Raw genomic sequence first — 22792 nt, 5'->3', positions numbered from 1 at the left:
GAATAATGCATCGCGACCTCTTTGCAGTGAGGGTCAGGCCAGGACGGCTGGCTTGAGCACTTCTTCGCACCACTGCCGAAAGCTGGTAGGAGTGGTGAACTCAGGAGTGCGCGGCTGAGCGTTATCGAGGCCTTTGTTCTTGGCCACGGCCATATCGAGCATGCCCTGTGCCATAGCCTCGGACAATCCGTTTTTGATCAGCGTAGCTTTGAATGCATCATCCGGGACTTGTTGGAAGCGGATCGGTCGCTCCAACACCTCGGACATGATCTGGGCCATGTCGTTGAAGGACAGGTCCTCGGGACCAAGCACGGGAACGCTATCCACCCCACTCCAGGAATGGTCGAGCAGCAATCTGGCAGCGACGGTAGCAATATCGCGGGTCGCGCAGGTCGGGACCTTAAGGTACCCGGACATCGGCGAGAAGAAGATGCCCTGACTCTTGATCGGCCCGACCTGCCGAAGCGTGTTATCCATGAATGAGGGCATGGTCAGAGCCCTGAGACTCACACCAGTGCTGGCGATCAGGTCATCCATCGCCAGCGTCGCCGACACGTACCCGGCGTTGAGAGGCACTCCGCGACCAAGCGCCGAAATTGTGACCACACGCTTCACCCCCTGACTCTTGATGGCCTCGCATGCAGGTCTGGCAAAGTCCACGTAGGCAGCCTCGACACTCTTGGAGCGCGGGTTGGCCGGTACAAGCCAGAACACAGAGTCGGCACCTGCAAACGCTTTAGTAACGACGTCGAGGTCGCTGTGCGATCCTTGTACGATATCGACGCGCTCGCGTATATGCTCAGGAAGGCGAGAAGGATCGCGTACGATCACGCGGATCGGCTCGTCGCTATTGAGAACGTGGTTGAGAACCTGATGGCCGATCTGGCCAGTAGGAGCAGTAATAACTATCATAAAAACCACCTCCAAGTGAGATTTATAGAGTATGCCAAACACTCTGATTACCTTACACGTAGGAATAATCGATTGGGTTTCCACCTTGATGATTAGTGGGATTGCCACTGTCAATAGTGTAGCTTCAGGAGAACGCAACAGCATCATCCACACAGATGATTGGATGTATGATTACAGGGATCTGTTGGGAAACGTGGAAGTACGATAGATAGGTTTATATCTCCTCTGGAGGAAACATGATTAGATGAGATGGAGCTGGCGAGCAAGCTCGATAGCCGCCGCACGATTATGGGCATCGAGCTTGCGGTAGATATTCTGGACGTGAGTGCGCACAGTATTGACTGAGATGACAAGTTCACCCGCAATCTCAGCGTTGGAGCTACCAGGCACGAGCAGGCGCAGGACACGCAGCTCCTGTGAGCTCAAAGGCTCGGGCAGCAGCGTGGCAGGAGATGCAGCCAGCGTGCCCTGTGATCCAGGAAAGGAGCGCAGAATGCTCTGGAGATAGGCCAGTAGAGGCTGCTCGCGTATCTGTAGCACGAGGGAACGCAAGAGCATCGCCATAGCTTCCCCCTCATCCAGGAAGAGACGCAGATATCCCTCAGCACAGGTTTGCGCCAGCAGTGTCATCAGGATGTGCCGCGCCTCTCCCTGCCAATCATGCGCCGCATAGGCGAGAGCCAGTAGCGCCTGCACCTCAAAAGCGCTATGCCTGTGCCCCATTTGCAGGGCCTCTCGCAACAGATCCTGCAAGAGCTGAAGCGCCTCTTCGTTTCTCCCCTGGGCAAGCTGCCAGCGAGCGATCATCAGCATTTCTTGTTCGGCGGCAAAGGGGAACAGTGGCCCCCCAGGTCGCTCAAAAGCAGTGATTCCGCGCTGTACAGCCACAAGATCACCATCAGCCAGCGCCAGTCGGGCCTGCAGCGTCAGAATTTCGCGGGATAACGGCCATGCCTGATCTGAACGCGCAGCAGGTATCCTGGTAAGCAAGGCATCCAGACGCTGCCGCGCCACCCTGATATCGCCTTGCGCCTGTTGTATCCGAGCCAATATCAGGATCGCCTGCACCTCATGAAACTCCTGCGCGAGATACTGACCAATAGCCAGGGCCTCCTCCGCCTGCAGCCTGGCCGTTCCTAGCTCATTTCGCTCATAAGAGATACGCGCCAGACCTAATAACGTATGGGCCATGTCGTCACTATGAGCATGTCCCTCTCTGGCCTTGTGAAGCACACTCTGATAATACTCAAAGGAGCGGTGCAGTTCTCCCTGCTCAAAAAACGCTCGGGCGAGCATGTTGGTCGTGGCTCGACTGAGCCTGAGATGCTGATGATCAGTCGCCTCACACAGTGCATAGGCCTCCTCCAGCATCCCACGCGCCACATCCACGTGCCCGTTGTAGAGCAGCTCGACTTTTCCCGCCACGCTCAGACTCAGGCCACGCCAGGTCTGCTGCTCTTCCGATAACCAGATGAGCGCCTCCTGCGCATAGCAGGCTGCTTGCGTAGCGTCATCCTGTCGCCAGGCAGCCAGAGAACGGAACGCAAAGACCTCTCCCAGTCGCGGCCGATTATTCTCCGCACGATAGTTCTCTTCTGCCATCTGGAAAAGCTTCTCAAGCAGGGAGAGCATGGCTGGAGAGAGTAGCCACGAGCCAGCCGCAAATAAGAGCGCTCGGGCATAACCCAGACAGAGTGCAGGATACTGTGCTATTAGTGCCTCAGGCAGCTGTTCCAGCCAGCTGTACAGGGTATAATATTCATTAGCCTGAGAATATGCCTGCGGCTCTTGCAATATCTGTTCAATCAAGGCAGCCGCACGCGGGTAGTCCTGAGCATAGAGAGCAGACTCAACCGCCTCCGCGTAGAGTTGATGCTCTTCATACCAACGACTGGCATGAGCGGAAAGCTCGCGAATTTTCTCCTCACCCAGGCGGCGGCGTGCCTCGGCCCGCATCGCCTCGGCAAAGAGTCCCTGATAACGATACCACTGCGGCATTGCTGGCGGATGAAGCGTGGTGCTATTGAGCGGCTCCAGAAAGAGATTCGCTCGGGACACTGTTTCGAGAATGCGTTCGCTCTCACGCTCTCCGGTGATAGCCGCACAAAGCGATCCAGTCAGACGAGCCAGCACGCTGGTCTGGAGTAAAAAGCGCTGCAAGGACTCTGGCTGAGTATTAAATACTTCTGTAAGAAAATATTCTTGCAGAGCATGCTGACCCCCTGCGAAGCGTCTCAGAAGAGGCTCGATCTGTTGTAGCGTTGCAGACTCTCGCAGGGCAATCAGGAGCAGGCGCAATCCGGCCGCCCAGCCCTCCAGGTAGGCATTGACGCGCTGAATCATCTCCGGCGCGAGCGGAACCTCCAGCACTTGCTGGAGAAAGGACAACGTCTCCTCCTCTGAGAAGCGCAGATCGGAGGCGCGCACGTCAGCGAGTTCGTTGCGGGCACGCAGTTGCGCCAGGGAAAATGGCGGATCACTACGCGTGATAATCACGATGTGGATACTGGCAGGAAGATAGGTAAGAAAAAAGGTCATGTTTTGTTGAATACGCGGGGATGTGATGACATGATAATCATCCAGCAGCAATATCCCTCCCCGCTCACATTGCGCCAGCGCGTTTAGAAAAATCGTCAGAGCTGTCTCAGTAAGAGACGCGTCAAATGGCGGCTGTGGCATACTCTGCAAGAGGGTCAGGGCTTCGAGCGCTACATCGTCGCGGAAAATCCGACATGCGGTCATAAGATAGCTCCAGAAGCGCACAGGATCGTTATCGCCTCCATCCAAAGAGACACAGGCGACCGGCGAAAAGTGCGGCTGTTGACTCCGTTCAGCCACCCACTGGCTTATCAGCGTGGTTTTCCCAAAGCCCGCAGGCGCGGAGACCAGTGTGAGCCTGTGCTCCAGCGCCCGATCAAGCAGAGTCAGTAAGCGCTCGCGCAAGACCAGCGAGGGATGTAAGGGAGGCAAATGGAACTTGGGGACAAGCAAGGGAGCTTGAATGGCTGACGCTATGCTAGGTTGATGCAGCTCGACCGTAGCTGTTGTGAGCGCTCTGGCCATCTGTTCCAGACGCACAGCGGTCAGATCAGCCGTACGTCCAGCGTACTTCTTAGCCGTGCGTTTTCCCTGGCGTCGATAAGCATACCAGTAGCCATCTCCTCCACGTGGTCGCGCTTCTTTGAGCAGGGTAAGATGTCCCTCCCGCCCTTGAAAAGAGAACGAGGTATATGCAGCCAGCCGCTTAAGCCATGCCTCCGGCTCCGCATGGAAAGTTTTCGCATCCGTATCTTGCTCGTCGCGCCAGAGATATCGCTGATCTTCCCGTGACCAGATCAACGCAGCTTGCTTCGTTTTTGCCATCACGCTTCCTCGAACAGAGAAATGTTCCCCAACAACTTTTAAATAAGTATATCTTATGGCGTCAGCATGACGCAAATGTTCCCCAACAACTTTTAAATAAGTATATCTTATGGCGTCAGCATGACGCAAATGTTCCCCAACATATTTTTTCTATCAAATTTCATGGCAACGTGATCCAAGCGGCCAGGATAAACCTATACGCTCCCAGAGTCCATGCTCACCCACGTAGCAGCGTCGGCCTGGCCACGCCCTGTCTTTTACCCACAATGTTCTTGTGAGTGCCAGGGAATGTCAAATTTCCCCTTTTACCCGTAAAATTCTCAAATGTAGCACAGGGGTTTTACGCCCCTGTGAGGTCCCATAGCGCAAAAGATACTCCATTGATTATATTGCCAGGGAGGCGCTGGGAGCCAAATATGGCACATAAGTGGCATGGGCACCTCACAGGGGCGTAAAACCCCTGTGCTACATTTGCGGTATATAAAGACAGAAGATGCAAAATCGTTATCCCATCGCTTGCATTTCTGTTCTGCTACTGCCCTAGAAAGATGTGGGTAAAAGACAGGCCAAGCCGACGCCGTTACGGAGGAGCCTGCCAATATAAAATACATATGGTATACTTGTTCAGAGATTATGGGAAGGTCGCATATCATGCCAAATATCGCAAACAAGCAAGATCTAATTGAATATTTTGAGGAAAAGAAGCAGCGCAAAGCTCCCGAGGGAGAAGCTTACTTTAAGGCGCTCAATGACCTCCTGGGGTTACTCGAAGAGACAGAAACAGTCCCCGAACTCAAAGCGGCGGTCCGCAATCTTCATCGCAACACGTTGAAGGAGATACAGCATACTGAGAGCGTCGAGGTACGTGTCGAACTGCGTAAACAGCTCGATCTCTACGACGACTGCCTGACTCAGTTACGCAGTATTCCCGCTCAATCGCAGCAGGATTGAAACAAGTACTCAGCCACAGGGAGAGCTTTCTCTTGTATCGATGCTTTTCTACCTATCAGACAATAGATGATTCTGCCACGCAACAGCAGCAGCAACGCAATCAATCTCAGCCGAGGTTTGGTTCGCTGTGCATGCTCTCGTACCCCTGATCCAATCAAGCACAAGCAGATACGCAAGTCGCCAGACCTGGTCAAAACGGTCTGGCGACTTTTTTGTGCTGTTTTACATACATCAATTTACGTGCGCTTAGTTTTAAAGGAGATCTTTTGACGATGGATAGCAGTTTCCTGGTCCGAGGCTTTCTGATCGGTTTATCGGTCGCGGCAGTGGTTGGTCCGATGAGTATCCTGTGCATGCAAAGAACGATGCAGCGCGGCCTCCTCTATGGACTCATTTCGGGGCTCGGCGTCGCCACGGCCGACGCGCTCTACGGGAGCATCGCAGGCTTTGGATTGACTCTGATTGCCGCTTTCCTGATCCATCAGCAGATGTGGATTCGCCTCGTGGGAGGCCTCTTTTTAATCTATCTGGGTGGCAAGACACTGCTGACACCACCAGCCGAGCGAGCAGCTACTGCCATCACGGCCAGCAGCTTGCTGACAGCCTATCTCTCGACACTCCTGCTCACTCTGACCAATCCTTTAACTATCCTCTCGTTTGCCGCCATCTTCGCCGGAATTGGCGTCGGAAGCAGCAAAAATGATAGCCTGACCGCTCTCTTCGTCATCTGCGGCGTCTTTCTTGGCTCGGCACTCTGGTGGTGCCTGCTCACGGGAGGTGTCAGCCTGTTCCGTAGCAAATTCACATCCAGATGGCTACTCTGGATCAATCGCGTCTCCGGTGTACTGATTGTATCCTTTGGTGTTTTCGCTCTGTTCAGCAGCATCTAACACTGAGAAGAGCCCGGAGAGAAAATTTTGGCCGCACGGTTATTGGTCGATGCCTTTGTTGATCTGTTTGATGATCCAGGGACCTTCGTAGATGAAACTGGTATAGATCTGGATCAAGCTGGCACCGGCATCGAACATGCGTCGAGCGTCGTCCGGGCTGGAGATGCCTCCAACTCCGATGACCGGGATGCGGTGATCGAGGCGCTGGCTGAGATAGTCAACAACTTCAAGCGAACGTGCCGCAAGAGGTCGACCGCTGAGTCCACCAGCTTCGGCGGTCTGACGGCTCAATCCTGCGCGTGACAGGGTGGTGTTGGTGGCGATGATGCCGCGTACGTGTCGCGCCAGACACACCTCGATCACGTCATCGATCTGCTCGTTGGTCAGATCGGGAGCAATCTTCACCAGGACGGGCTTGACGATGGAGCTACCTGCCTGCCGCGCCAGGATCTCGGTCTCCTGGACGGTGGCCTGCAAGAGCTGATCCAGGGGAGCTTTATCCTGGAGCTTGCGCAGTCCCGGCGTGTTGGGCGAGCTGACGTTGATGGTGAAGAAGTCTGAGAAGTCGTAGAGTTTACGCAGTGAGTAGAGATAATCTTCGACAGCTTCCTCGGAAGGCGTGACTTTCGATTTTCCCAGGCTCCAGCCGATCGGTACAGAGAGCCTGGGAAGGGTCAACAGGCGATCATGGATGGCGTCGGCACCGTCGTTAGGGAAGCCCATGCGATTGATCAGGGCTTGATCCTGCGAAAAGCGGAAGTTGCGCGGCCGCTCGTTGCCTGGTTGCCTGTGACGCGTCACGGTACCCGCTTCGATGAAACCAAAGCCAAGCGCGGCCAGAGCGGGTAGTCCAAGGCCATTTTTGTCAAAGCCTCCCGCGAGTCCAACCGGATTGGGGAAGTGGAGTCCAAAGAGATCGCGTTCGAGCGCTGCCGATCGGTAAGCGCTGGCCGCTTCGATGATCTTCAGGAGTTGTCGATGGCGAGATACCTGCGCTAATCCATTCATAATCCAGTGATGGGCAATCTCGGGGTCCCGGGCAGATGCGCGAAAGATGATGGGGCGAGCAATGGCTTTGTAGATTATCATGATACCAATTTTCCTGTTATGGTCTTCCTCAATGAGATCTCTACATGCAGCGATCTCAGCGGGCACTTCGTGTGAAAAAGGATACATCACGGCGCGGCAAAGGTCAAGCCAGCGACGCTAAACACACTTTCAGCCAGGCGTTCCCTTATGTATAGATTAGCTATTTTCATGCGCATATGCTACAGTGTGTGCAGTATCCGATATATGGTAGAAGGGCTGGAAGATAGCATGGCAGAACTGGTCTGGCAGGGGAAAGCCTTACCAACGATCCCTGTTCCGACAGGGCATCTGGTAACCAGCGAGTATTATCTCCCACATGAGACAATAGCGCAAGCAGCACCTGCGATCCAGGGTTGGCACAATCGCCTCATCCATGCGGATAAGTGCGCCGCCTTGCCTGCTCTCCTGTCCGAGTTCGCGGGAAAAGTCAACCTTATTTATATTGATCCCCCATTTATGACTGGCCGCTCGTTTAAAAATGGGATACAACACGCTGTGCCGGATGGTATCTCCTATCGGGATGTCTGGCACAATGACCTGGATAGCTATCTCCAATGGCTCTATGAGACATTCTGGTATCTGTATCAATTACTGACGCCCAGCGGCTGTCTCTATGTCCATCTGGATTGGCGAGCCACTCACTACGCACGCGTGCTACTCGACGAGATCTTCTCGCTGCGTCCCACCACGCGTGGCGCCCATGCGGGTTCGGGACTCAAAAACGAAATCATCTGGCACTATCAATCGGGCGGTCGTTCGAAGCGCTCGTTTGCGCGTAAGCATGATACGATCCTGCTCTATGCCCGCTCCCATCAGTACCACTTTCACGGCGAGCGCGTCGGACTGCGGCGAGGAGCGGAGAAGCGTAACCATATGCGCAAAGAGGTGGGTCCCGATGGTCGCTTGAATTGGACGATTCGTTCGGCAGGCAAACTTTATAGCTATTCGGAGGATGCAACGATGGTCCTTGATGATGTGTGGGACGATATTAGCCATCTGCATCAGAAAGATCCGGAGCGTACCGGCTACGCGACACAGAAACCAGCCGCCTTATTGCAGCGTCTCCTCCTGGCATCGTCTGAGGAGAACGATCTTGTCCTGGACTGCTTCTGCGGCAGCGGCGTCACGCCGGCGGTCGCCGAACAATTGGGACGGCGTTGGCTCGCCTGTGATCAAAGCACTATGGCGATTACAACCACACGAACACGCCTGCTCAAGCAGAGTCGGCGCGACGTTTTTGTAGTACAAAACGTTATCTAGTTAGAAATTAGGCAGCGTACCCTTTCCGGATACATCGCTACAATTCGTTTTGTACTACTGAATGTTATCTAGTTAGAAATTAGACAGGGCACTTGATAGATCTCACAGACATGTGCAATGGATGCAGATGTAGAAATAGAGCCCTCAAAGAGCCAAAGAAGATCTCCAATGGGTAGATATTTACATGTACTATAGAGTGCTGAATAGAGTACAACCTTGTACTGTGAACGATTTATGGTGCAAGAGATAGGCAAAAACAGCATGTTAGAACTACTTGAACAGATATTTCGTCAAGTTCGCGCTTATACACAGGCCGAGCGTTATGATCGTAAGCAAGTCTACGCACGTTCCTCCAAGCATATCACGATGCAATTTGACCGCGACGCCGAAGACCTGATCATCAACGGCCTCACCAACAGCGGACAGGGTTTCGAGATCATCACGGAAGAACGTCCAACCTTTTCAACCTCTGATCATCCCAGCCACCGCATCGTCATCGACCCCATCGACGGATCAACCAACGTCGAGCGAGGCATCATGACCGCCGCCGTAGCCCTGGCCGTCTTACCCATCGACGTGCCCGTCATACCGGAGAACGTCCAATGGGCGCTGGTGGGAGAGCTCTTTACGGGCTTCGTCTATGAGGCCCAAAAGGGCGGAGGCGCGTTCCGCAATGGGCGCCGTTGTCAGGTCAGTAGTACATCCTCAATGAAGGACTGTCTCGCAGGACTCAACCTCGACGGTCGCAACGGCGATACGCTCCGCGCCCTCCTCACCGAGAACCCGCGCCTGGGATTTGTCCGCCGCACCGGCAGTTCAGCCATCGACAGTGTCTACGTCGCCAGCGGCACCTATGATGCCTACATCGACATCGGCGACGAAATCACCGGTGAATCCTTCCTCGCCTCCGCCAGCATCGTCCTGGAAGCGGGAGGAGTCGTCACCGACCACGAAGGCAAGCCCTTGCGCCCCATCGTCAATCTCACCGACAAATTTTCACTGGTCATGGCTGGCAACAAAAAGCTCCATCAGGACATCGTCACAAAGATCCAAAAAGGCGGAGGAGTCTAAAACAGGGAGATTGACACCTTATGCGATAGAGTAGCGTATACTAAGTACAATAGAGATTTTATTCCGTGCGCACGCGCCAGAGCGGCTTTTGTCATTCCCGCCACGCGCTAAAGGACATCATGCACACACGCCTGCGACGCTGTCAGCGGCTGTATACGCTACTCGCAACCTTCATCTTCATCCTGGCCCTCGCACTCAGCCTGGGCGGATGCCAGTATGCAGAGCTGCCACAAGCCTCCGAACAGCCCTCAAAGATCACTCCCGTCAGCCTTGGCCTGAAAAAACAAGGTGAACATGAGCTCCAGAGCCTGCAACAAGGCATCATGCAGTTGAAAAGCGCCGGCAAACCAACCTCCGCTTATCAGCAGCAATATACGCACGATCAACAGGCGCTCAAGCAGGCAAGCACAGAGCCAGCCTATCAGGCCGCACTCAAAACGGTCACAGCCCACGCCCAGGATATCGCGCTGCCAGCCATCAAAGCGCACAGCAACGTCCTACAACAACAATTGCAGACCGACGCCTCCCACTGGGAAGAGAGTCATCCCTATCACGACAGCTACAACAACGTCACCTACAAATTGGGCTTCGAGTACGATAACCGGACAGGCATCGGCACCTGGATACAAAACAATCTCGCTGTCGCCACCACCCTCGCCGACTATCAGCAGATCGTCGCCGACACCAACATGTACCTGACCAACTTCAAAGCTATGACCAGCAACTCAAGCGACCCAACTCCCTATGATCAGGTCCATCAGAGCGACCTCGAACTCATCAAGACCTATCAGAAAACACAGGACAAGGTCCTCGTCGTCTCACTCACCGAGCAGGCCATGCGCGTCTACGACCACAGTAAGCTGATCAATGCCTTCTTCGTCACCACCGGTCAACCGAATAAGCCAACACCTCCCGGCAGCTGGTGGGTTGAATCGCATCAGAAAAACATCATCTTCAAATCGAGCGATCCCAAAAGCTCTCCCTACTGGTATCCCGACACCCTCATCCACTACGCCATGCAGTATCACAGCAACGGCTACTTTATCCATGACAGCTGGTGGCGCGCCGAATATGGTCCCAACACTCAGTTTCCTCATCAGGATGCTACCGGCGACGTCTCCGCCGATGTCGGCTCGCACGGCTGCATCAATATGTACCTCAAAGATGCCCAATGGGTCTATAACTACGTCAAACAGTATACCGACGTGATCGTGTATTAAATGCAATTAATATTTTTTTGTAAAGACGCAAGATAGAGATCCCATCCACGACACAAAACCCATGGTTCATTTTTGCGGCAAGATTTCGTCTGGATAAAGAGAGAAATGGAGATTGGCAGATATTACAAGAATATTCATAGATGCAAATGAATATAAGAAGGCCTCATTTTTATGGACACTAAAAATCACATTGAAGATAGCAATGAAAATCATGTCAATGAGCAATCGATCCATCCAGCCAAGACCGGACGTCATCTTGGGCCTGTCTTCGTGCTGCTTCTACTTACTCCCCTGGTGGCGGAAGTACTACTGGGAGATCTTCCCTTCAATGCAGGCATTATATTCGGACTAATCCTGAACATGCTCTACTACGGCACCGGCGCGGTTATCATACGCGAAATCGTACGACGTCGAGGTCTGAGTTGGGGATGGATTCCTGTACTGGCTTTTACGTTTGGTTTGATTGAAGAGGGATTAGCACTCCATAGCCTGTTTAATCCGCATTTCCCCGGCATTGGGAGCCTCGGCGTCTATGGGCGCGGGCTAGGCGTCGATTGGATCTGGGCATTCTTCGTACTTGGCTTGCATACCGTATGGAGCATCTCCACACCGATCCTGCTAACCGAGCTGATCTTTCCCCAATATCGCCAGGAACGCTGGCTCGGCAATGTCGGCTTCGTCGTGAATTGTGTGGTTTTTGTACTCGGCATCTCATTGATCACGTTGATCTATGCCACACGTGTCACGCCAGATTTCACTCCCGCGCCTCTTTTGCTGATTTGTACCGCCGTACTGGTTATTGCCATCCTCTCACTAACACTCTTCCTGCCAGTAAAAAATGCTCTCGCTCCAGCGACCGAGCGTAGAGCCCCCAGTGCCTGGCTGGTTGGCATCATTACCTTCTTGCTAGGAGCCGGATTCCTACTGGGACATGAAGCCATACATGCGCCAGTCCCTTCGATCTTCGCATTTCTCTGGAATGTTGTCCTGGTAGCCGCCGCCGTGATTCTGATCAAATGGTGGTCGGCTCCGGAACGCAATTGGAACGACACACATATCATGGCGCTCGTCTTTGGTACCTTACTCAACTACTGTATCCTGGGCTTCTTCGTCACGCCACAAGATCTCATCGATCAGCTCTTTCATGGCATCCTGAGCATTATCACCATAGCGCTGTTGAGTCTACTGGCCACAAAAGTGCATGCACGCGTCATCACGACGATTAAACCCAAGTAGTGCTGGACACAAGTATCCAATAGTGTGAAACGAAGGAGCCATCCCCCAAAGAGATCAAGCAAACAGACGTAGTGCTCTGTCAAAGGTCATCGCGCCGATGGGGTTATCGGTAGTGTGCGTCCAAAACAGCTCCGGAAGGCGATGAGGTGAGACGCTCACCGACGTAGCGGCGCGGCAATTCGCTTGATCGCGACGTACCGCCGTGCTGTCACTTCCCGCACGAACACGTCCCATGTGCATCTGAATGCAACGCAGACGAGACGATCCACGGTGGGAAGATCACGCAATGGAACCCCATGGGGAGCGTGGTCGTACGAGTCACAGACAGCACGGCGGTACGTCGCGATCAAGCGAATTGCCGCGCCGCTACGTCGGTGAGCGTTGACGCCATAGGCGAACGATTTTTTATTCCTATCTTAACTTGTATTATCGGTGGGCCGCCAGCAGGTCTGGGAGCGTGGCGATGCGCTCGATGCGCGTCGAGAGGGCAGGCTCGCTCCAGGTTGCATGCGGCCGATAATGATGGCGCTCAAATAGGTGTTGTAGTCCTTGAGAGGTAAGCGGCTGTCCAAGCCAGCGCACGACGAGCTGGTCAGCTTGCAAGACAATGCGCCTCTTTCTCCACTGGATGAGTGCGACGTTCGCCGCTAGCCAGGGAAGTAGATAGATGATCGCCAACGCGGCGGTATTGTGCCAGGCCAGCAAGATGATTGATAAGCTCCCAATGCAGGCAAAGAGATACATCAAGAGAAAAAACTTCTGATTGTAAAGAAGGCGCGCAATGAGATATCGTGCGATGCCACTGGCCAGGAGTACATCCAATTCAACCTGCGAGAGGTCGCGTGCGTGTCCGCGTGGATACGTGATAATAATACGGCGAGAAAAGAATGCTGCGACCCTCAGACTGAAAAATCTGGCTCGCTTGCGCGGACGATAGCAGATGTTGCGCGTCGAGATGCTTTCGATACGTGCCTGGATGATGGTACGCATAAAGGACTCTTGCACATATAGTGGCAGTGGCGGCTCTGGACGTCGGAGCCGCCAGAGCTGGAGCCGACGTTTCCGAACTGGAGGATACGGCTTTAATTGTCGCTGGACACTGAGCCAGCTGGATACAGGCAATGGCTGTTCCTCAAGAGGAGCGCCATAGTAATCTGAAAGCATCTGCTCCAGATCGAACTCCTGCGACTGCTCCGATCGATCCGAATGGTCATATTTCATACATGCCTCCCTTCTGTCATCTCACTTGCCTCTAAGAAGCGTCGAAGTTGATCTCTAGCCCTGTTCAGGCGCGATTTGACGGTCCCGACCGGCCAGTTCAGGACTTGAGCGATGTCAGGCTCTGTCAGATCAGCTCCATAGCGCAGGACGATCACCCGACGTTGATCGGCATTCAAGCGGGCCAGCGCCTGACGCACAAGATCACGCTGGACCACAAGCTCCTGGAAGTCATCGGTCCCGTTGACCTGATCAGCATGGGGAAACGTCTCCAGAAACTCATCGCTGTACAAAGAGATAGCTTGCAAGTGTACACGCTGCTTCTCCATCACGTCGAGGGCATGCCGATAAAGAATCCGCATCAGCCATGGTCGAAACGGACTCCCAGACTGGAAACCTGGCAAGCCACGCCAGGCAAGCAAAAAGGCTCCCTGCGTGATCTCTTCGGCTAACGGTCTCTGATGACAGAGGCGCAACGCTGCAGCCATCGCCAGCGCATGATGCTCCTCCCAGAGTCGCTGAAATGCCCTCTGGTCACCATGAGCAGCTCGATCCACAAGGTCAGTTTCGCACATAGACACTCCCTGTCCTCCCTTCTAATAGATACATACGGCGCAGGCAGCACAAAGAGTTCCATGTCTCTTCCCATCTGTAGCTTTCTTCGTTGTCCAAGCTTGTCCTATAAAAATTATTAAGGTCTCAATGCTCATTCTCTGGGCCATAGACGAGGTAGGATCGTTGGCTCGAAGGACTACTGCTTCTGTCTCTTGTAGAGGCCGACGAAGCATCATATGCAGGAGGATCTTTATGTTCAAGAGTACTATATACAGGAGAATTATATGAGAGATGTTCAGGATCATGGCCAATTGTTTCCACCAGATCAGATACTATTCCATTGATGTGCTCGTTCAGGCTTATGTTTGTGCTTTGATACTTATCCAGGCTCTGATTTACCTGTTGGAAGCGATCGTTGATGGCACGAGCCTGAGCGGAGGGACTGGTACGCATGGCTTCCATTCTTCCCTGAAGGCTTTCTTGCATCGATTGCTGAGTTTGGAATGCACTATCCCGCTCCTCCATCAATATTGTGGAGGTCTTACGCAAGGCAGTAATATCTCGTCCAACCCATGTGGATAATGAATTAAATCTTTCTTCAGTACGTCTTCTATCATTGGAAGAACGGTTATTATCTGGATTGTATAAATTGATTATTCTATCAGACAGACTATCGTGGTCTTCAGGTGCCACATGAGCAAAGTACACGTCTCGATAATGCTCAATATGGTCATCGAGTCTAGTCTGAAGGTGTTCATACTTATATCCAGCCTGATCGATCTTACTTCTGGTATCGTTCTCAATTAACCTGATAGCATGGTCGGCCACTTTTACTGACTCATCCATCACAGCACGCTTTTGCTCTAATTGATCGATATCAACAGCCTCAAATCGCTTAGATGCGCGCTGCCAGATCTGATATCTATCATCATTTTCAAGATTAGCGGGATGCTTTTCCAAACTACGGGCAGTGAGAACACTTTTATACATTGCAGAAAGCTCCGTCTGCATTTTCTGAAGAGAGGTAGCATCCAACGAAGCATGCAGAAGTGATGAAGATTCATACAGCTTCTTAAGTGACAATTCCTGTGAACCATGAATTGCATCTACAACCGGCTTATATTTGTTTTGATTGATGGCTTCAACCTGCTCAAGAGATGACAAAGTACTCATACTATGATGCCTGAATTCCTCTTGTACTTGACGCTTCATTTCCTTTTTACTTCGTTTCGTAGTATCAATTGCTTCTAACTGGGAGTGACGATTTTCTTTTGCTGTCTGAGATAAACCTCGCAAAACATCTGGAGATAGGCGAGGTTGCAAAACTTCATTAGGACTAATAACATCGCGAGGATTACTTCCTGATCTATTAATGTCACTCATCGAAGGAAACCTCCTACCCAGGGCTCATTCCTAATAGATTCCTGAATCTAATTAGATAAAGACGGATCTGACAGGGGATCACACACAAATTAAGTGTATCATACACGTATTATCAGCGTCTATAAAAATTGTTCTATGAGGAATTTGTAACCACTCAGATTTTGCTCCTGGCCTTATCGTTGAACTTTAAGATGTACATCTATCTCATGGTGGCAGACATTTTTAAATTTGCTTAAAAATTTTTCCCCTTTTTCTTCCAGGTTGGGTATTAGATATATATGAAGCTGAAAATATTTCCATAGATCGTTTTAAGTAATGAAGAAGTGGAGTGGTCTTTTATGATAGAACAAGATATCCATGCGCCTGGCACTTTGAAATGTGGGCATGTACCACACTGGGGGCTATCGTTGCAACTTCTATTGATACATCTACTCATTGCAGGGATAAGTATCAGCTTATTCACCTGGCTTTCGCAGCTCATGTTAGCAGATCTACTCGCAATAGGCATCACGGCGCTCTTTGTAGGCGGCCTGGGACTCCTACTGACCTGGAATATCCAGTATACGTTGGTGATGCTCTTTGAGACGTTACATCAGTTAGCTCAGGGGACGCCGGTCGATCTGGACCAGCACGCATGGTGGTATTGGCCTTTCAGTGCGTCTTTTGCAGCACTGATCAGGCTGAATCAGCGCATCAGACAGGATGCAGAGTACCTCCAATTGAGTAGAGAGTATCGTGCGCAACTCTTGCAACAGACGCAGCACGAAGATGAGCTAGAACGACATCATCGCCGAGCCAGCGATCTCCAGGAGAAAATTGCACGCCAACTTTTCAGCCTGCGTCTGAGTGCAGCGACAGTACAAGAATATCGTGATCGTAGCAGTAGTAGTAGCCATCTCGACGAGCGCGTCGCGACGGCGCTTGAGGATATCCACCGCAACGTAGATGGCGTGCAGATTGAGATGCAAGCGTTACAGCAACAATTACATTTCACACCACTGGATCATGCCAGTCTGACGGACGCGTTACAGACGCTCGTCGATACGCTTGGTTATCATACAGGCGCAACGCTCCATATCACGCTGGGAGATCTACCTGGCGCTGATCGTCTGCCGCGCTCGATGCAGGAGCTCATCTTTGACATTGCACTGGATGCTTGTGACAATATCGTCAGACATGCTTATCCGCAACATATCTGGCTCATATTGGAACAACGAGCACAGACGCTACGACTCAAAATTCGCGACGATGGACAGGGCTTCGAACTGTCACAGGTCCAACAAGGGCCGGGATTAGCTCATATACACGAACGAGCAGCCAGGCTCAGAGGCGAACTCTCTATCCAGAGTCAAAGCGGACAGGGCACAACTGTTAACTTGATCATCCCATTATTACGGACACTTCCGGAGCAGATCGATCAACGCTATCAGGCCTGGAATACGCTCCATAAGCTAGCCAGCGTACATGCGAGCATCCACATCGGAGAATGGAGCGCTTTGACCGCTCTGCTCTGTATTGCGCTTTATACGAGCAGTGCAATGATGCACGAAGGTTGGCTCGGCATCACATTGATCCTCCTTTTTAGCTTCTGTACCACCATCTATAGCTATCTATATGCACATATCACCTTATCCAGAATGGCGCTGGCGACCAGCAACCAGCAAGGCGAAATTCAAGCGTTACGCTTGCGTCTGCGAAACTGGCATCTATGGAAATATCGGCTGGCCCTGGCTGGCAGTTGGTATCTCGTGTCGCTCCTGCCTGGCTGGCACAATAAGCTCCTCGTATTGGAGCTAGCTGCGTCGTCGTGTGGCCTGCTTATCCTATTGATTCGCGAGCATGGCTCGATACGCGCAGCCAGACGTCAAAGACATGCGCAATTATCACCAACAGAATTGAGATGGGAACTGCATCAATGGCAACAAGCTCTGGCTCAGCAAGGCAAAGGCTGGTTACTCGCGCTGAGCGGTTACATACTCTTGAGGCTTGGCCTCAACGGTACCGCGCCACCTCAGGGATTAGTGTTTCAGTTTTTCAACGACGCACCAGCTATGCTTCTGGTGCTCTGGGGATTGCAGTTGTTATGGGAAGCGCTCATTTCTCATCAAGAAGTGAGATCGCTCCTGCATGGAAAAAAAGATCAAGCACTGCTGTGCAGTGAGGAGGTGTTATCATGAGCCATAAGATTCGTGTCATGCTTGTCGATCATCATCCACTGGTGCTGAGTGGCCTGTCGAGCTTCTTGAGCTCCTTCGAGGATATTGAAGTCGTGGGCGAGGCGCTCAATGGAAACGCTGCGCTACAGCATGTGGAGAAGTGGATGCCCGAGGTGCTCATCCTGGAGATGCTAATCCCCGGCGCTATCGACGCCATCGAGACGATCCGGCGCGTACGGACACTGCATCCGTTTACCAGGATCGTGGTAATGACTGGCTATGTCGATAATATTCGTATCGTGACCGCTTTGGGGATCGGGGCATTTGGCTATGTACGCCAGGGGGCTGGCCCTTATGAACTACTCGCCACGGTCAGAGAGGCTGTCAAAGGACAAGCTCAGATCGATCCATCGATCGCCTGCACCATCTTGCAGGAGCTCACACATGGTGAGACCACCTATCCCAAACTCACCATGCGCGAGCAGACTATCATGCGTCAGTGCGCATTGGGGCGCACGTATGATGAGATCGCTGAAGTGCTGGCAATTTCGCAAGAGGCGATCAAGGCACATATCGGCAATATCCTGATCAAACTCCAACTGCTCTACCGTAAGCATGCCATGCTTTATGCGCTCAAGAAGGGCTTGATCACCGTCGACGAAATCGAGTTGCTCTGACGGATTATCGGTGGGCAAGTAATATAGGTAAGCAATAGTAGAGATGTGTTTACGTGTTGCATATATGGCCTCTATTTGTTACACTAACACTTGTTAGGGATGAAAGCGCTACATAAAGGTCAGCGTAAAAGCTTCAATACCGTTGCCTGTCAGGAAAACGTAAAGTGAAGTGGTGTATCCCCGGAGGAGTTATCGTATCATGACTATGATGATGAGCCGAAAAGCTCTCGAAGATTATGGATTAGTGAATCTGGGCACGATTCATTGGAATCTTTCTCCAAGCGTCTTGATTGAGCAAGCCTTAGCAAGACAAGAGGGGAAATTAGCTGCAAATGGTGCCTTGAGCGCAACAACGGGTGTCCATACCGGTCGCTCGCCAAAAGATAAGTTTATTGTTTCCAACGAAGAGTCGATGGAACGCATCTGGTGGGGCGAGAATAATCATCCCATGGAGCCCGAGACCTTCGAGATTGTGCGACGCAGCCTGGCCGATTATCTTCAGGGACGCGATGTCTTTGTGCTGGATGCCGCCGCTGGCGCCGATCCACAATATCGTATGCCGATCCAGGTAATCACTGAGCTGGCCTGGCACAATCTGTTTGCTCGCCAGTTATTCTTACGTGCCAACGAAAGCGACCTCACCAGCGACCGTCCAGGATTTACCATTCTCTGTGTGCCTCATTTTAAAACCAATCCGCGCACCCACGGCACACGCTCGGATGCTGCTATTATTATCGATTTTAAAGAACGCCTGGTTCTGATCGCTGGGACGCAATATGCAGGTGAGATGAAAAAGTCCATCTTCACCATCCTGAACTTCCTCCTGCCCGCGCAGGGCGTGCTCCCGATGCACTGCTCCGCCAATGTAGGACCCAGGAACGATGTCGCTCTCTTCTTCGGATTGTCTGGCACAGGCAAAACCAGCCTCTCAGCCGATACCAGTCGTCGCTTGATCGGCGATGACGAACATGGCTGGGGTCAAAACGGAGTCTTTAATTTTGAGGGCGGCTGCTATGCGAAATGCATCAACCTCTCGGAGAAATATGAGCCCCAGATCTGGAACGCCATCCGCTATGGATCGGTCTATGAGAACGTCGTCCTCGATGAGAAGACACGCATACCCGATTATACCGATGATGGCCTGACCGAAAATACACGTGTCGCCTATCCCATCGATTATATCGATAACGTCATCACGTCAGGTATGGCCGGACAGCCAGAAGCGGTGATCTTTTTATCCGCAGACTCATTTGGGGTCCTACCACCGATCTCAAAGCTGACAACCGAGCAAGCCATGTACTATTTCCTATCCGGCTATACCAGCAAGCTTGCAGGTACAGAAGCAGGCGTAACAACGCCTCAAGCAACGTTCAGTTCTTGTTTCGGAGCAGCCTTTCTGCCCAGACGTCCAGGGGAATACGCCAACCTGCTCCGTGAGCGGATCGAGAAAAATAACGTCCGCTGCTATCTGCTCAATACCGGCTGGACCGGCGGACCTTATGGAGTTGGCTCACGTATCAACATCAACTACACCCGTGCCATGGTCCGCGCAGCGATCAGTGGCGACATCGAAAAGGCTCCAGTGAGCATCGATCCGATCTTCGGGCTACAGGTCCCGGAGTTCTGTCCCGATGTCCCCAGCTCGGTGCTCTCGCCTCGCGACACATGGGCCGATCCCGACGCCTACGATCAGCAAGCCCGCAAGCTGGCCGAGCTCTTCAAAAAGAACTTTGAGCAGTTCACGCTACCCGATGATACAATCCGCAACGCTGGCCCGCGCTAGCTACCGCTCAGACAAACAAGCGAAGCTCATGCATAAAATTGGTGAGCTTCGCCCGGTTTTGCTATGCCGCTAAGGCGTTGGAACTGCTCTCGCGACGCTCAGGTTCGATGACGAAGGCTCGTAAGAGGGTCAGCACAATCAAGGCCAGCATAGCAATCAGAATGATGGCGTTCACAATCAGGATACCAAGCTGATTGCCACCAAAGAGTGCGATGAGGCCTGGAGATCCGCTTAGCATTGTGATACTTCCGGCATTAGCAATCCAGCCACGCTGCTCAAGGCGTCCGATCGCACCGTAGAGCGTCCCCGGCTCCAAATGCGTCCCGCTAAATTGTTGGATATCTTCGATCATCGCATACCCATGCTTCGAACCTCCCGCCAGACTGGAGAGAATCAGTAGCGATGGATCGGAAAATCGCCCAAGGTCAGGTAAATACTTCGGCATAGAGCGGTACTCCTACTTTGCTTCGCGCAAGCAGACTATACAGTATTACTTAGTAAGTATAACTTAATAGCACCATGAAGATCGATCGTTGTCAAGAAGACAAAAAGTAGTACTCAGTCAAGACACATAAGGACGTTGCGTGGCAAAGGAGGATGGCCCCTTGAACCAGGCGCTCAGGCTACCCGACGTAGCGGCGCGGCTCCGCCGTGCTGTCACTCGACGCACGAACACGTCCCATGCGCATCTGAAAGCAACGCAGACGAGACGATCCACGGTGGAAAGATCACGCAATGGAACCCCATGGGGAGCGTGGTCGGACGAGTCACAGACAGCACGGCGGAGCCGCGCCGCTACGTCGGTGAGCCTCTCACCCCATCGCCTTCTGGAGCTGTTTTGGACACACATCACCGATACCGCATCGGCGTGATGACTTTTGACAGAGTAGTAGCGTCGTGCGCCAGCGTCATGGAGCCTGATCTCTTGCAACGCTCACCGCTCGGCAACGAAGCGTGCGACGATCTCGTAGAGGATACGCAGTCCCCATTGCAGCGATTTTGTGCTGATGCGCTCGTCGTGCCCGTGGATGCGTCCAGTCCCATCGCCATGGCGCTCGAAAAGGAGCGGCTCGAAGCCATAGACCTTGATGCCGAGTGGGACGATGTTGCCAGCGTCGGTGCCACCGGTCAGGATAGTTGGCAGGACGGTAGCCTCCGGATCAAATTGCTGGATGACTTCTCGGATGGTATCAAGTAAGGGCGAGGCGGAATCAAATTCCAGGGGCTCTTCGGGGCTGATGAATTCAATCTCGGGCTCGGGGCCAAAGATGTCGCGCAACTCGGCCTCGACCTCAGCCAGGGTACAGCAGGGCAGGCGGCGCGAGTCGATGATGGCTTCGGCCTCCGAGGGGATGACGTTGCCCTGCGAGCCGGCTCTCAGGATACTTGGCGCGGTGGTGTTGCGCACCATGGCGTGGAGTTCATCCTTCATGGTCAGAGGAACAGGTAGAGCATCGATAGCGTCGTCTACGGTAGCCTCATCGATCAAGAGAGCGAGGAAGGCTTGAGCGATATCGGGAGGCTGCGTGCTGGCGATGGCTTCGATGTAGGCGCGGAAGGTGCGGGTGAAGTGTGCGGGTGTACGGATGGAGTTGAGGCGACTGATGAGGGTGGCCAGGGTCAGGATAGCGTTGTCCTGAAAGGGAACCGATCCATGGCCGGGACGTCCTCGGGTGCGCAGACGAAAACGCGCTACCCCTTTTTCAGCGGCCTCGACCGTGTAGTAGCGCTTACCCAGGATCTCAAGTCCTTCTCCGCCTCCCTCGCTGATAGCATACTCCGCCTGGATCAACTCGGGACAGTTCTGCGCGATCCAACCCGATCCATAGGTGCCACTGACCTCTTCATCGGCACAGGCCATAAAGATCACATCACGCTTCAGTGGGACGTTGGCGCGCTTGAGCAACAAAAGCACCATCAACTCCATCGAGACCATATTTTTCATGTCCAGCGCACCACGACCATAGATAAAGCCATCCACGATAGCGCCGGAGAAAGGATCATGTGTCCATTTATCTGGCTCAACCGCCACAACGTCGGTATGGGACATCAGCAGGAGCGGAGGCGCGGACCCATCTCCGCGCAGACGTGCGATCAGCGATCCACGCTCGGCACTGGGACCAACGATCTCTGCCTCGATCCCCGCCTGATGCAGGATCTGATAGAGATACTCAGCAGCCTTCCCTTCGTTGCCTGGTGGGTTGCGTGTGTCAATCCTCAAGAGTTCGCAGAGGTGTGTGACGATTTCCTGGTTCGCTCGCTCCCAGTCGATGGCGGGGGACACTACAGACATTCCTTACTCCTTACATATGCATAAGTAACTATGCATTTCATAGCATCATAGTGGTCACAAAGGTATTGCTCTCTGATAGACGAAAATAGTATCTTTGGTGCAGAGAGCAAACACGATCACAAGAATTACACGATAAGTACATTTTATTGTATGCGTGAGAATGATTAGCTGTCAATGAGTCGGGAAGCTATCGGGTGATACGCACACCGACGTAGTGCTCAGTCAAGACACAGAAGGACGTTGCGTGGCAAAGGAGGATGGCCCCTTGAACCAGGCGCTCAGGCTCGCCGACGTAGCGGCGCGGCTCCGCCGTGCTGTCACGTCCCGCACGAACACGTCCCATGTGCATCTGAAAGCAACGCAGACGAGACGATCCACGGTGGGAAGATCACGCAATGGAACCCCATGGGGAGCGTGGTCGTACGAGTCACAGACAGCACGGCGGAGCCGCGCCGCTACGTCGGTGAGCCTCACACCCCATCGCCTTCTGGAGCTATTTTGGACACACATCACCAATACCGCATCGGCGCGATGACTTTTGACAGAGTAGTAGCGTCGTGCCCTCGGGCACTATGTTCCACTTGACGCACGATCAGGCAGGCCAGTGTTGCTCACCAAGAGCGAAGGACATTCGATTATATCCTGAGAAAAATGTGAAATTCCCTGGAATTAGATAAGAAAGCTTGGAAAAAATGAAACCTTCATGATTGATAACTCGTACTATATCTATAGCTG

At 52.8% G+C, this 22792-nt stretch carries 20 protein-coding genes; 11 read left to right on the top strand and 9 right to left on the bottom strand.

All coding sequences use genetic code 11. The features are described 5' to 3' along the window. Positions 1 to 33 precede the first annotated feature (33 nt). Together AC27N8_RS33515 and AC27N8_RS33510 are read right to left on the bottom strand one after the other, a co-directional pair. Positions 34 to 912: an NmrA family NAD(P)-binding protein gene (locus AC27N8_RS33515; RefSeq protein ID WP_487073743.1), complete on the bottom strand. Its 879-nt coding sequence runs from the start codon at positions 910 to 912 to the stop codon at positions 34 to 36. A 240-nt stretch (positions 913 to 1152) separates the two neighbouring features. Next, positions 1153 to 4275 carry a winged helix-turn-helix domain-containing protein gene (locus AC27N8_RS33510; protein ID WP_487073741.1) on the bottom strand — a complete coding sequence of 1041 codons (3123 nt, stop codon included), beginning with the start codon at positions 4273 to 4275 and terminating at the stop codon, positions 1153 to 1155. A gap of 651 nt (positions 4276 to 4926) precedes the next feature. On the opposite strand from AC27N8_RS33510, the gene AC27N8_RS33505 reads away from it, so the two are divergent. Further along, complete coding sequence (locus tag AC27N8_RS33505; protein ID WP_487073739.1) at positions 4927 to 5226, top strand: hypothetical protein; 300 nt, start codon at positions 4927 to 4929, stop codon at positions 5224 to 5226. 272 nt (positions 5227 to 5498) lie between these two features. Beyond that, positions 5499 to 6116 carry a LysE family translocator gene (locus AC27N8_RS33500; RefSeq protein ID WP_487073737.1) on the top strand — a complete coding sequence of 206 codons (618 nt, stop codon included), beginning with the start codon at positions 5499 to 5501 and terminating at the stop codon, positions 6114 to 6116. Between the two features lie 39 nt (positions 6117 to 6155). Here the strand turns inward: AC27N8_RS33500 and AC27N8_RS33495 are convergent, their stop codons facing one another. Continuing rightward, positions 6156 to 7202, bottom strand: a complete 1047-nt coding sequence (locus AC27N8_RS33495) for a quinone-dependent dihydroorotate dehydrogenase (protein ID WP_487074806.1) — start codon at positions 7200 to 7202, stop codon at positions 6156 to 6158. Positions 7203 to 7433: 231 nt separating this feature from the next. On the opposite strand from AC27N8_RS33495, the gene AC27N8_RS33490 reads away from it, so the two are divergent. The 4 genes from AC27N8_RS33490 to AC27N8_RS33475 all read left to right on the top strand — a co-directional run bounded on the left by AC27N8_RS33490 (position 7434) and on the right by AC27N8_RS33475 (position 11992). Next, complete coding sequence (locus tag AC27N8_RS33490) at positions 7434 to 8465, top strand: DNA methyltransferase (RefSeq protein ID WP_487073735.1); 1032 nt, start codon at positions 7434 to 7436, stop codon at positions 8463 to 8465. A gap of 261 nt (positions 8466 to 8726) precedes the next feature. Further along, positions 8727 to 9536 (top strand): inositol monophosphatase family protein, encoded by an 810-nt coding sequence (locus tag AC27N8_RS33485; RefSeq protein WP_487073733.1) that lies wholly within the window; start codon positions 8727 to 8729, stop codon positions 9534 to 9536. A 119-nt stretch (positions 9537 to 9655) separates the two neighbouring features. Then, positions 9656 to 10756, top strand: coding sequence for a L,D-transpeptidase (locus AC27N8_RS33480; protein WP_487073731.1), 1101 nt, complete (start codon positions 9656 to 9658; stop codon positions 10754 to 10756). Between the two features lie 171 nt (positions 10757 to 10927). Beyond that, positions 10928 to 11992, top strand: coding sequence for a hypothetical protein (locus tag AC27N8_RS33475; RefSeq protein ID WP_487073729.1), 1065 nt, complete (start codon positions 10928 to 10930; stop codon positions 11990 to 11992). Between the two features lie 54 nt (positions 11993 to 12046). On the opposite strand, the gene AC27N8_RS33470 is transcribed toward AC27N8_RS33475, so the two are convergent. The 4 genes from AC27N8_RS33470 to AC27N8_RS33455 form a co-directional block, all read right to left on the bottom strand. Next, on the bottom strand, positions 12047 to 12226 hold the full coding sequence (locus AC27N8_RS33470; protein WP_487073727.1) for a hypothetical protein: 180 nt from the start codon (positions 12224 to 12226) through the stop codon (positions 12047 to 12049). Between the two features lie 192 nt (positions 12227 to 12418). After that, positions 12419 to 13213, bottom strand: coding sequence for a hypothetical protein (locus AC27N8_RS33465; RefSeq protein WP_487073725.1), 795 nt, complete (start codon positions 13211 to 13213; stop codon positions 12419 to 12421). Continuing rightward, entirely contained in the window at positions 13210 to 13785 is a 576-nt protein-coding gene (locus AC27N8_RS33460) for an RNA polymerase sigma factor (RefSeq protein WP_487073723.1), read from the bottom strand. Before AC27N8_RS33460 ends, AC27N8_RS33465 begins: the two co-directional genes overlap by 4 nt. 124 nt (positions 13786 to 13909) lie before the next feature. Continuing rightward, a complete protein-coding gene (locus AC27N8_RS33455; protein ID WP_487073721.1) occupies positions 13910 to 15148 on the bottom strand; it encodes a hypothetical protein in 1239 nt (412 codons plus the stop codon). Positions 15149 to 15486: 338 nt separating this feature from the next. Here AC27N8_RS33455 and AC27N8_RS33450 point away from each other — a divergent pair, with 338 nt between their 5' ends. The 3 genes from AC27N8_RS33450 to pckA all read left to right on the top strand — a co-directional run bounded on the left by AC27N8_RS33450 (position 15487) and on the right by pckA (position 19764). After that, positions 15487 to 17325 carry a sensor histidine kinase gene (locus tag AC27N8_RS33450; RefSeq protein WP_487073719.1) on the top strand — a complete coding sequence of 613 codons (1839 nt, stop codon included), beginning with the start codon at positions 15487 to 15489 and terminating at the stop codon, positions 17323 to 17325. Beyond that, on the top strand, positions 17322 to 17981 hold the full coding sequence (locus tag AC27N8_RS33445; RefSeq protein ID WP_487073717.1) for a response regulator: 660 nt from the start codon (positions 17322 to 17324) through the stop codon (positions 17979 to 17981). Before AC27N8_RS33450 ends, AC27N8_RS33445 begins: the two co-directional genes overlap by 4 nt. A gap of 199 nt (positions 17982 to 18180) precedes the next feature. Further along, the gene (pckA, locus tag AC27N8_RS33440) at positions 18181 to 19764 is read left to right on the top strand and encodes a phosphoenolpyruvate carboxykinase (ATP) (protein WP_487073715.1); all 1584 of its coding nucleotides are present in this window, start codon (positions 18181 to 18183) and stop codon (positions 19762 to 19764) included. A 61-nt stretch (positions 19765 to 19825) separates the two neighbouring features. Here pckA and AC27N8_RS33435 read toward each other — a convergent pair whose 3' ends face one another. Then, entirely contained in the window at positions 19826 to 20209 is a 384-nt protein-coding gene (locus tag AC27N8_RS33435; protein ID WP_487073713.1) for a helix-turn-helix transcriptional regulator, read from the bottom strand. 139 nt (positions 20210 to 20348) lie between these two features. On the opposite strand from AC27N8_RS33435, the gene AC27N8_RS33430 reads away from it, so the two are divergent. Next, positions 20349 to 20636, top strand: coding sequence for a hypothetical protein (locus AC27N8_RS33430; RefSeq protein WP_487073711.1), 288 nt, complete (start codon positions 20349 to 20351; stop codon positions 20634 to 20636). A 62-nt stretch (positions 20637 to 20698) separates the two neighbouring features. Here AC27N8_RS33430 and AC27N8_RS33425 read toward each other — a convergent pair whose 3' ends face one another. Continuing rightward, positions 20699 to 22057, bottom strand: a complete 1359-nt coding sequence (locus AC27N8_RS33425) for a M20/M25/M40 family metallo-hydrolase (protein ID WP_487073709.1) — start codon at positions 22055 to 22057, stop codon at positions 20699 to 20701. 244 nt (positions 22058 to 22301) lie between these two features. Between AC27N8_RS33425 and AC27N8_RS33420 the strand changes: the two genes are divergently transcribed. After that, positions 22302 to 22592 carry a hypothetical protein gene (locus tag AC27N8_RS33420; RefSeq protein WP_487073707.1) on the top strand — a complete coding sequence of 97 codons (291 nt, stop codon included), beginning with the start codon at positions 22302 to 22304 and terminating at the stop codon, positions 22590 to 22592. Positions 22593 to 22792: the final 200 nt, after the last annotated feature.

It is taken from the genome of Dictyobacter sp. Z7_2, from assembly GCF_057551105.1.
This window is presented reverse-complemented; position numbering and strand designations above follow the sequence as displayed.

Bases quoted from the DNA above. Each gene is read 5' to 3' on its own strand.
- AC27N8_RS33485 (WP_487073733.1), top strand. From the start codon at position 8,727: ATGTTAGAACTACTTGAACAGATATTTCGTCAAGTTCGCGCTTATACA.
- AC27N8_RS33445 (WP_487073717.1), top strand. From the start codon at position 17,322: ATGAGCCATAAGATTCGTGTCATGCTTGTCGATCATCATCCACTGGTG.
- AC27N8_RS33500 (WP_487073737.1), top strand. From the start codon at position 5,499: ATGGATAGCAGTTTCCTGGTCCGAGGCTTTCTGATCGGTTTATCGGTC.
- AC27N8_RS33450 (WP_487073719.1), top strand. From the start codon at position 15,487: ATGATAGAACAAGATATCCATGCGCCTGGCACTTTGAAATGTGGGCAT.
- AC27N8_RS33470 (WP_487073727.1), bottom strand. From the start codon at position 12,226: ATGGGACGTGTTCGTGCGGGAAGTGACAGCACGGCGGTACGTCGCGAT.
- AC27N8_RS33515 (WP_487073743.1), bottom strand. From the start codon at position 912: ATGATAGTTATTACTGCTCCTACTGGCCAGATCGGCCATCAGGTTCTC.
- AC27N8_RS33465 (WP_487073725.1), bottom strand. From the start codon at position 13,213: ATGAAATATGACCATTCGGATCGATCGGAGCAGTCGCAGGAGTTCGAT.
- pckA (WP_487073715.1), top strand. From the start codon at position 18,181: ATGACTATGATGATGAGCCGAAAAGCTCTCGAAGATTATGGATTAGTG.
- AC27N8_RS33460 (WP_487073723.1), bottom strand. From the start codon at position 13,785: ATGTGCGAAACTGACCTTGTGGATCGAGCTGCTCATGGTGACCAGAGG.
- AC27N8_RS33510 (WP_487073741.1), bottom strand. From the start codon at position 4,275: ATGGCAAAAACGAAGCAAGCTGCGTTGATCTGGTCACGGGAAGATCAG.
- AC27N8_RS33475 (WP_487073729.1), top strand. From the start codon at position 10,928: ATGGACACTAAAAATCACATTGAAGATAGCAATGAAAATCATGTCAAT.
- AC27N8_RS33505 (WP_487073739.1), top strand. From the start codon at position 4,927: ATGCCAAATATCGCAAACAAGCAAGATCTAATTGAATATTTTGAGGAA.
- AC27N8_RS33480 (WP_487073731.1), top strand. From the start codon at position 9,656: ATGCACACACGCCTGCGACGCTGTCAGCGGCTGTATACGCTACTCGCA.
- AC27N8_RS33425 (WP_487073709.1), bottom strand. From the start codon at position 22,057: ATGTCTGTAGTGTCCCCCGCCATCGACTGGGAGCGAGCGAACCAGGAA.
- AC27N8_RS33490 (WP_487073735.1), top strand. From the start codon at position 7,434: ATGGCAGAACTGGTCTGGCAGGGGAAAGCCTTACCAACGATCCCTGTT.
- AC27N8_RS33455 (WP_487073721.1), bottom strand. From the start codon at position 15,148: ATGAGTGACATTAATAGATCAGGAAGTAATCCTCGCGATGTTATTAGT.
- AC27N8_RS33435 (WP_487073713.1), bottom strand. From the start codon at position 20,209: ATGCCGAAGTATTTACCTGACCTTGGGCGATTTTCCGATCCATCGCTA.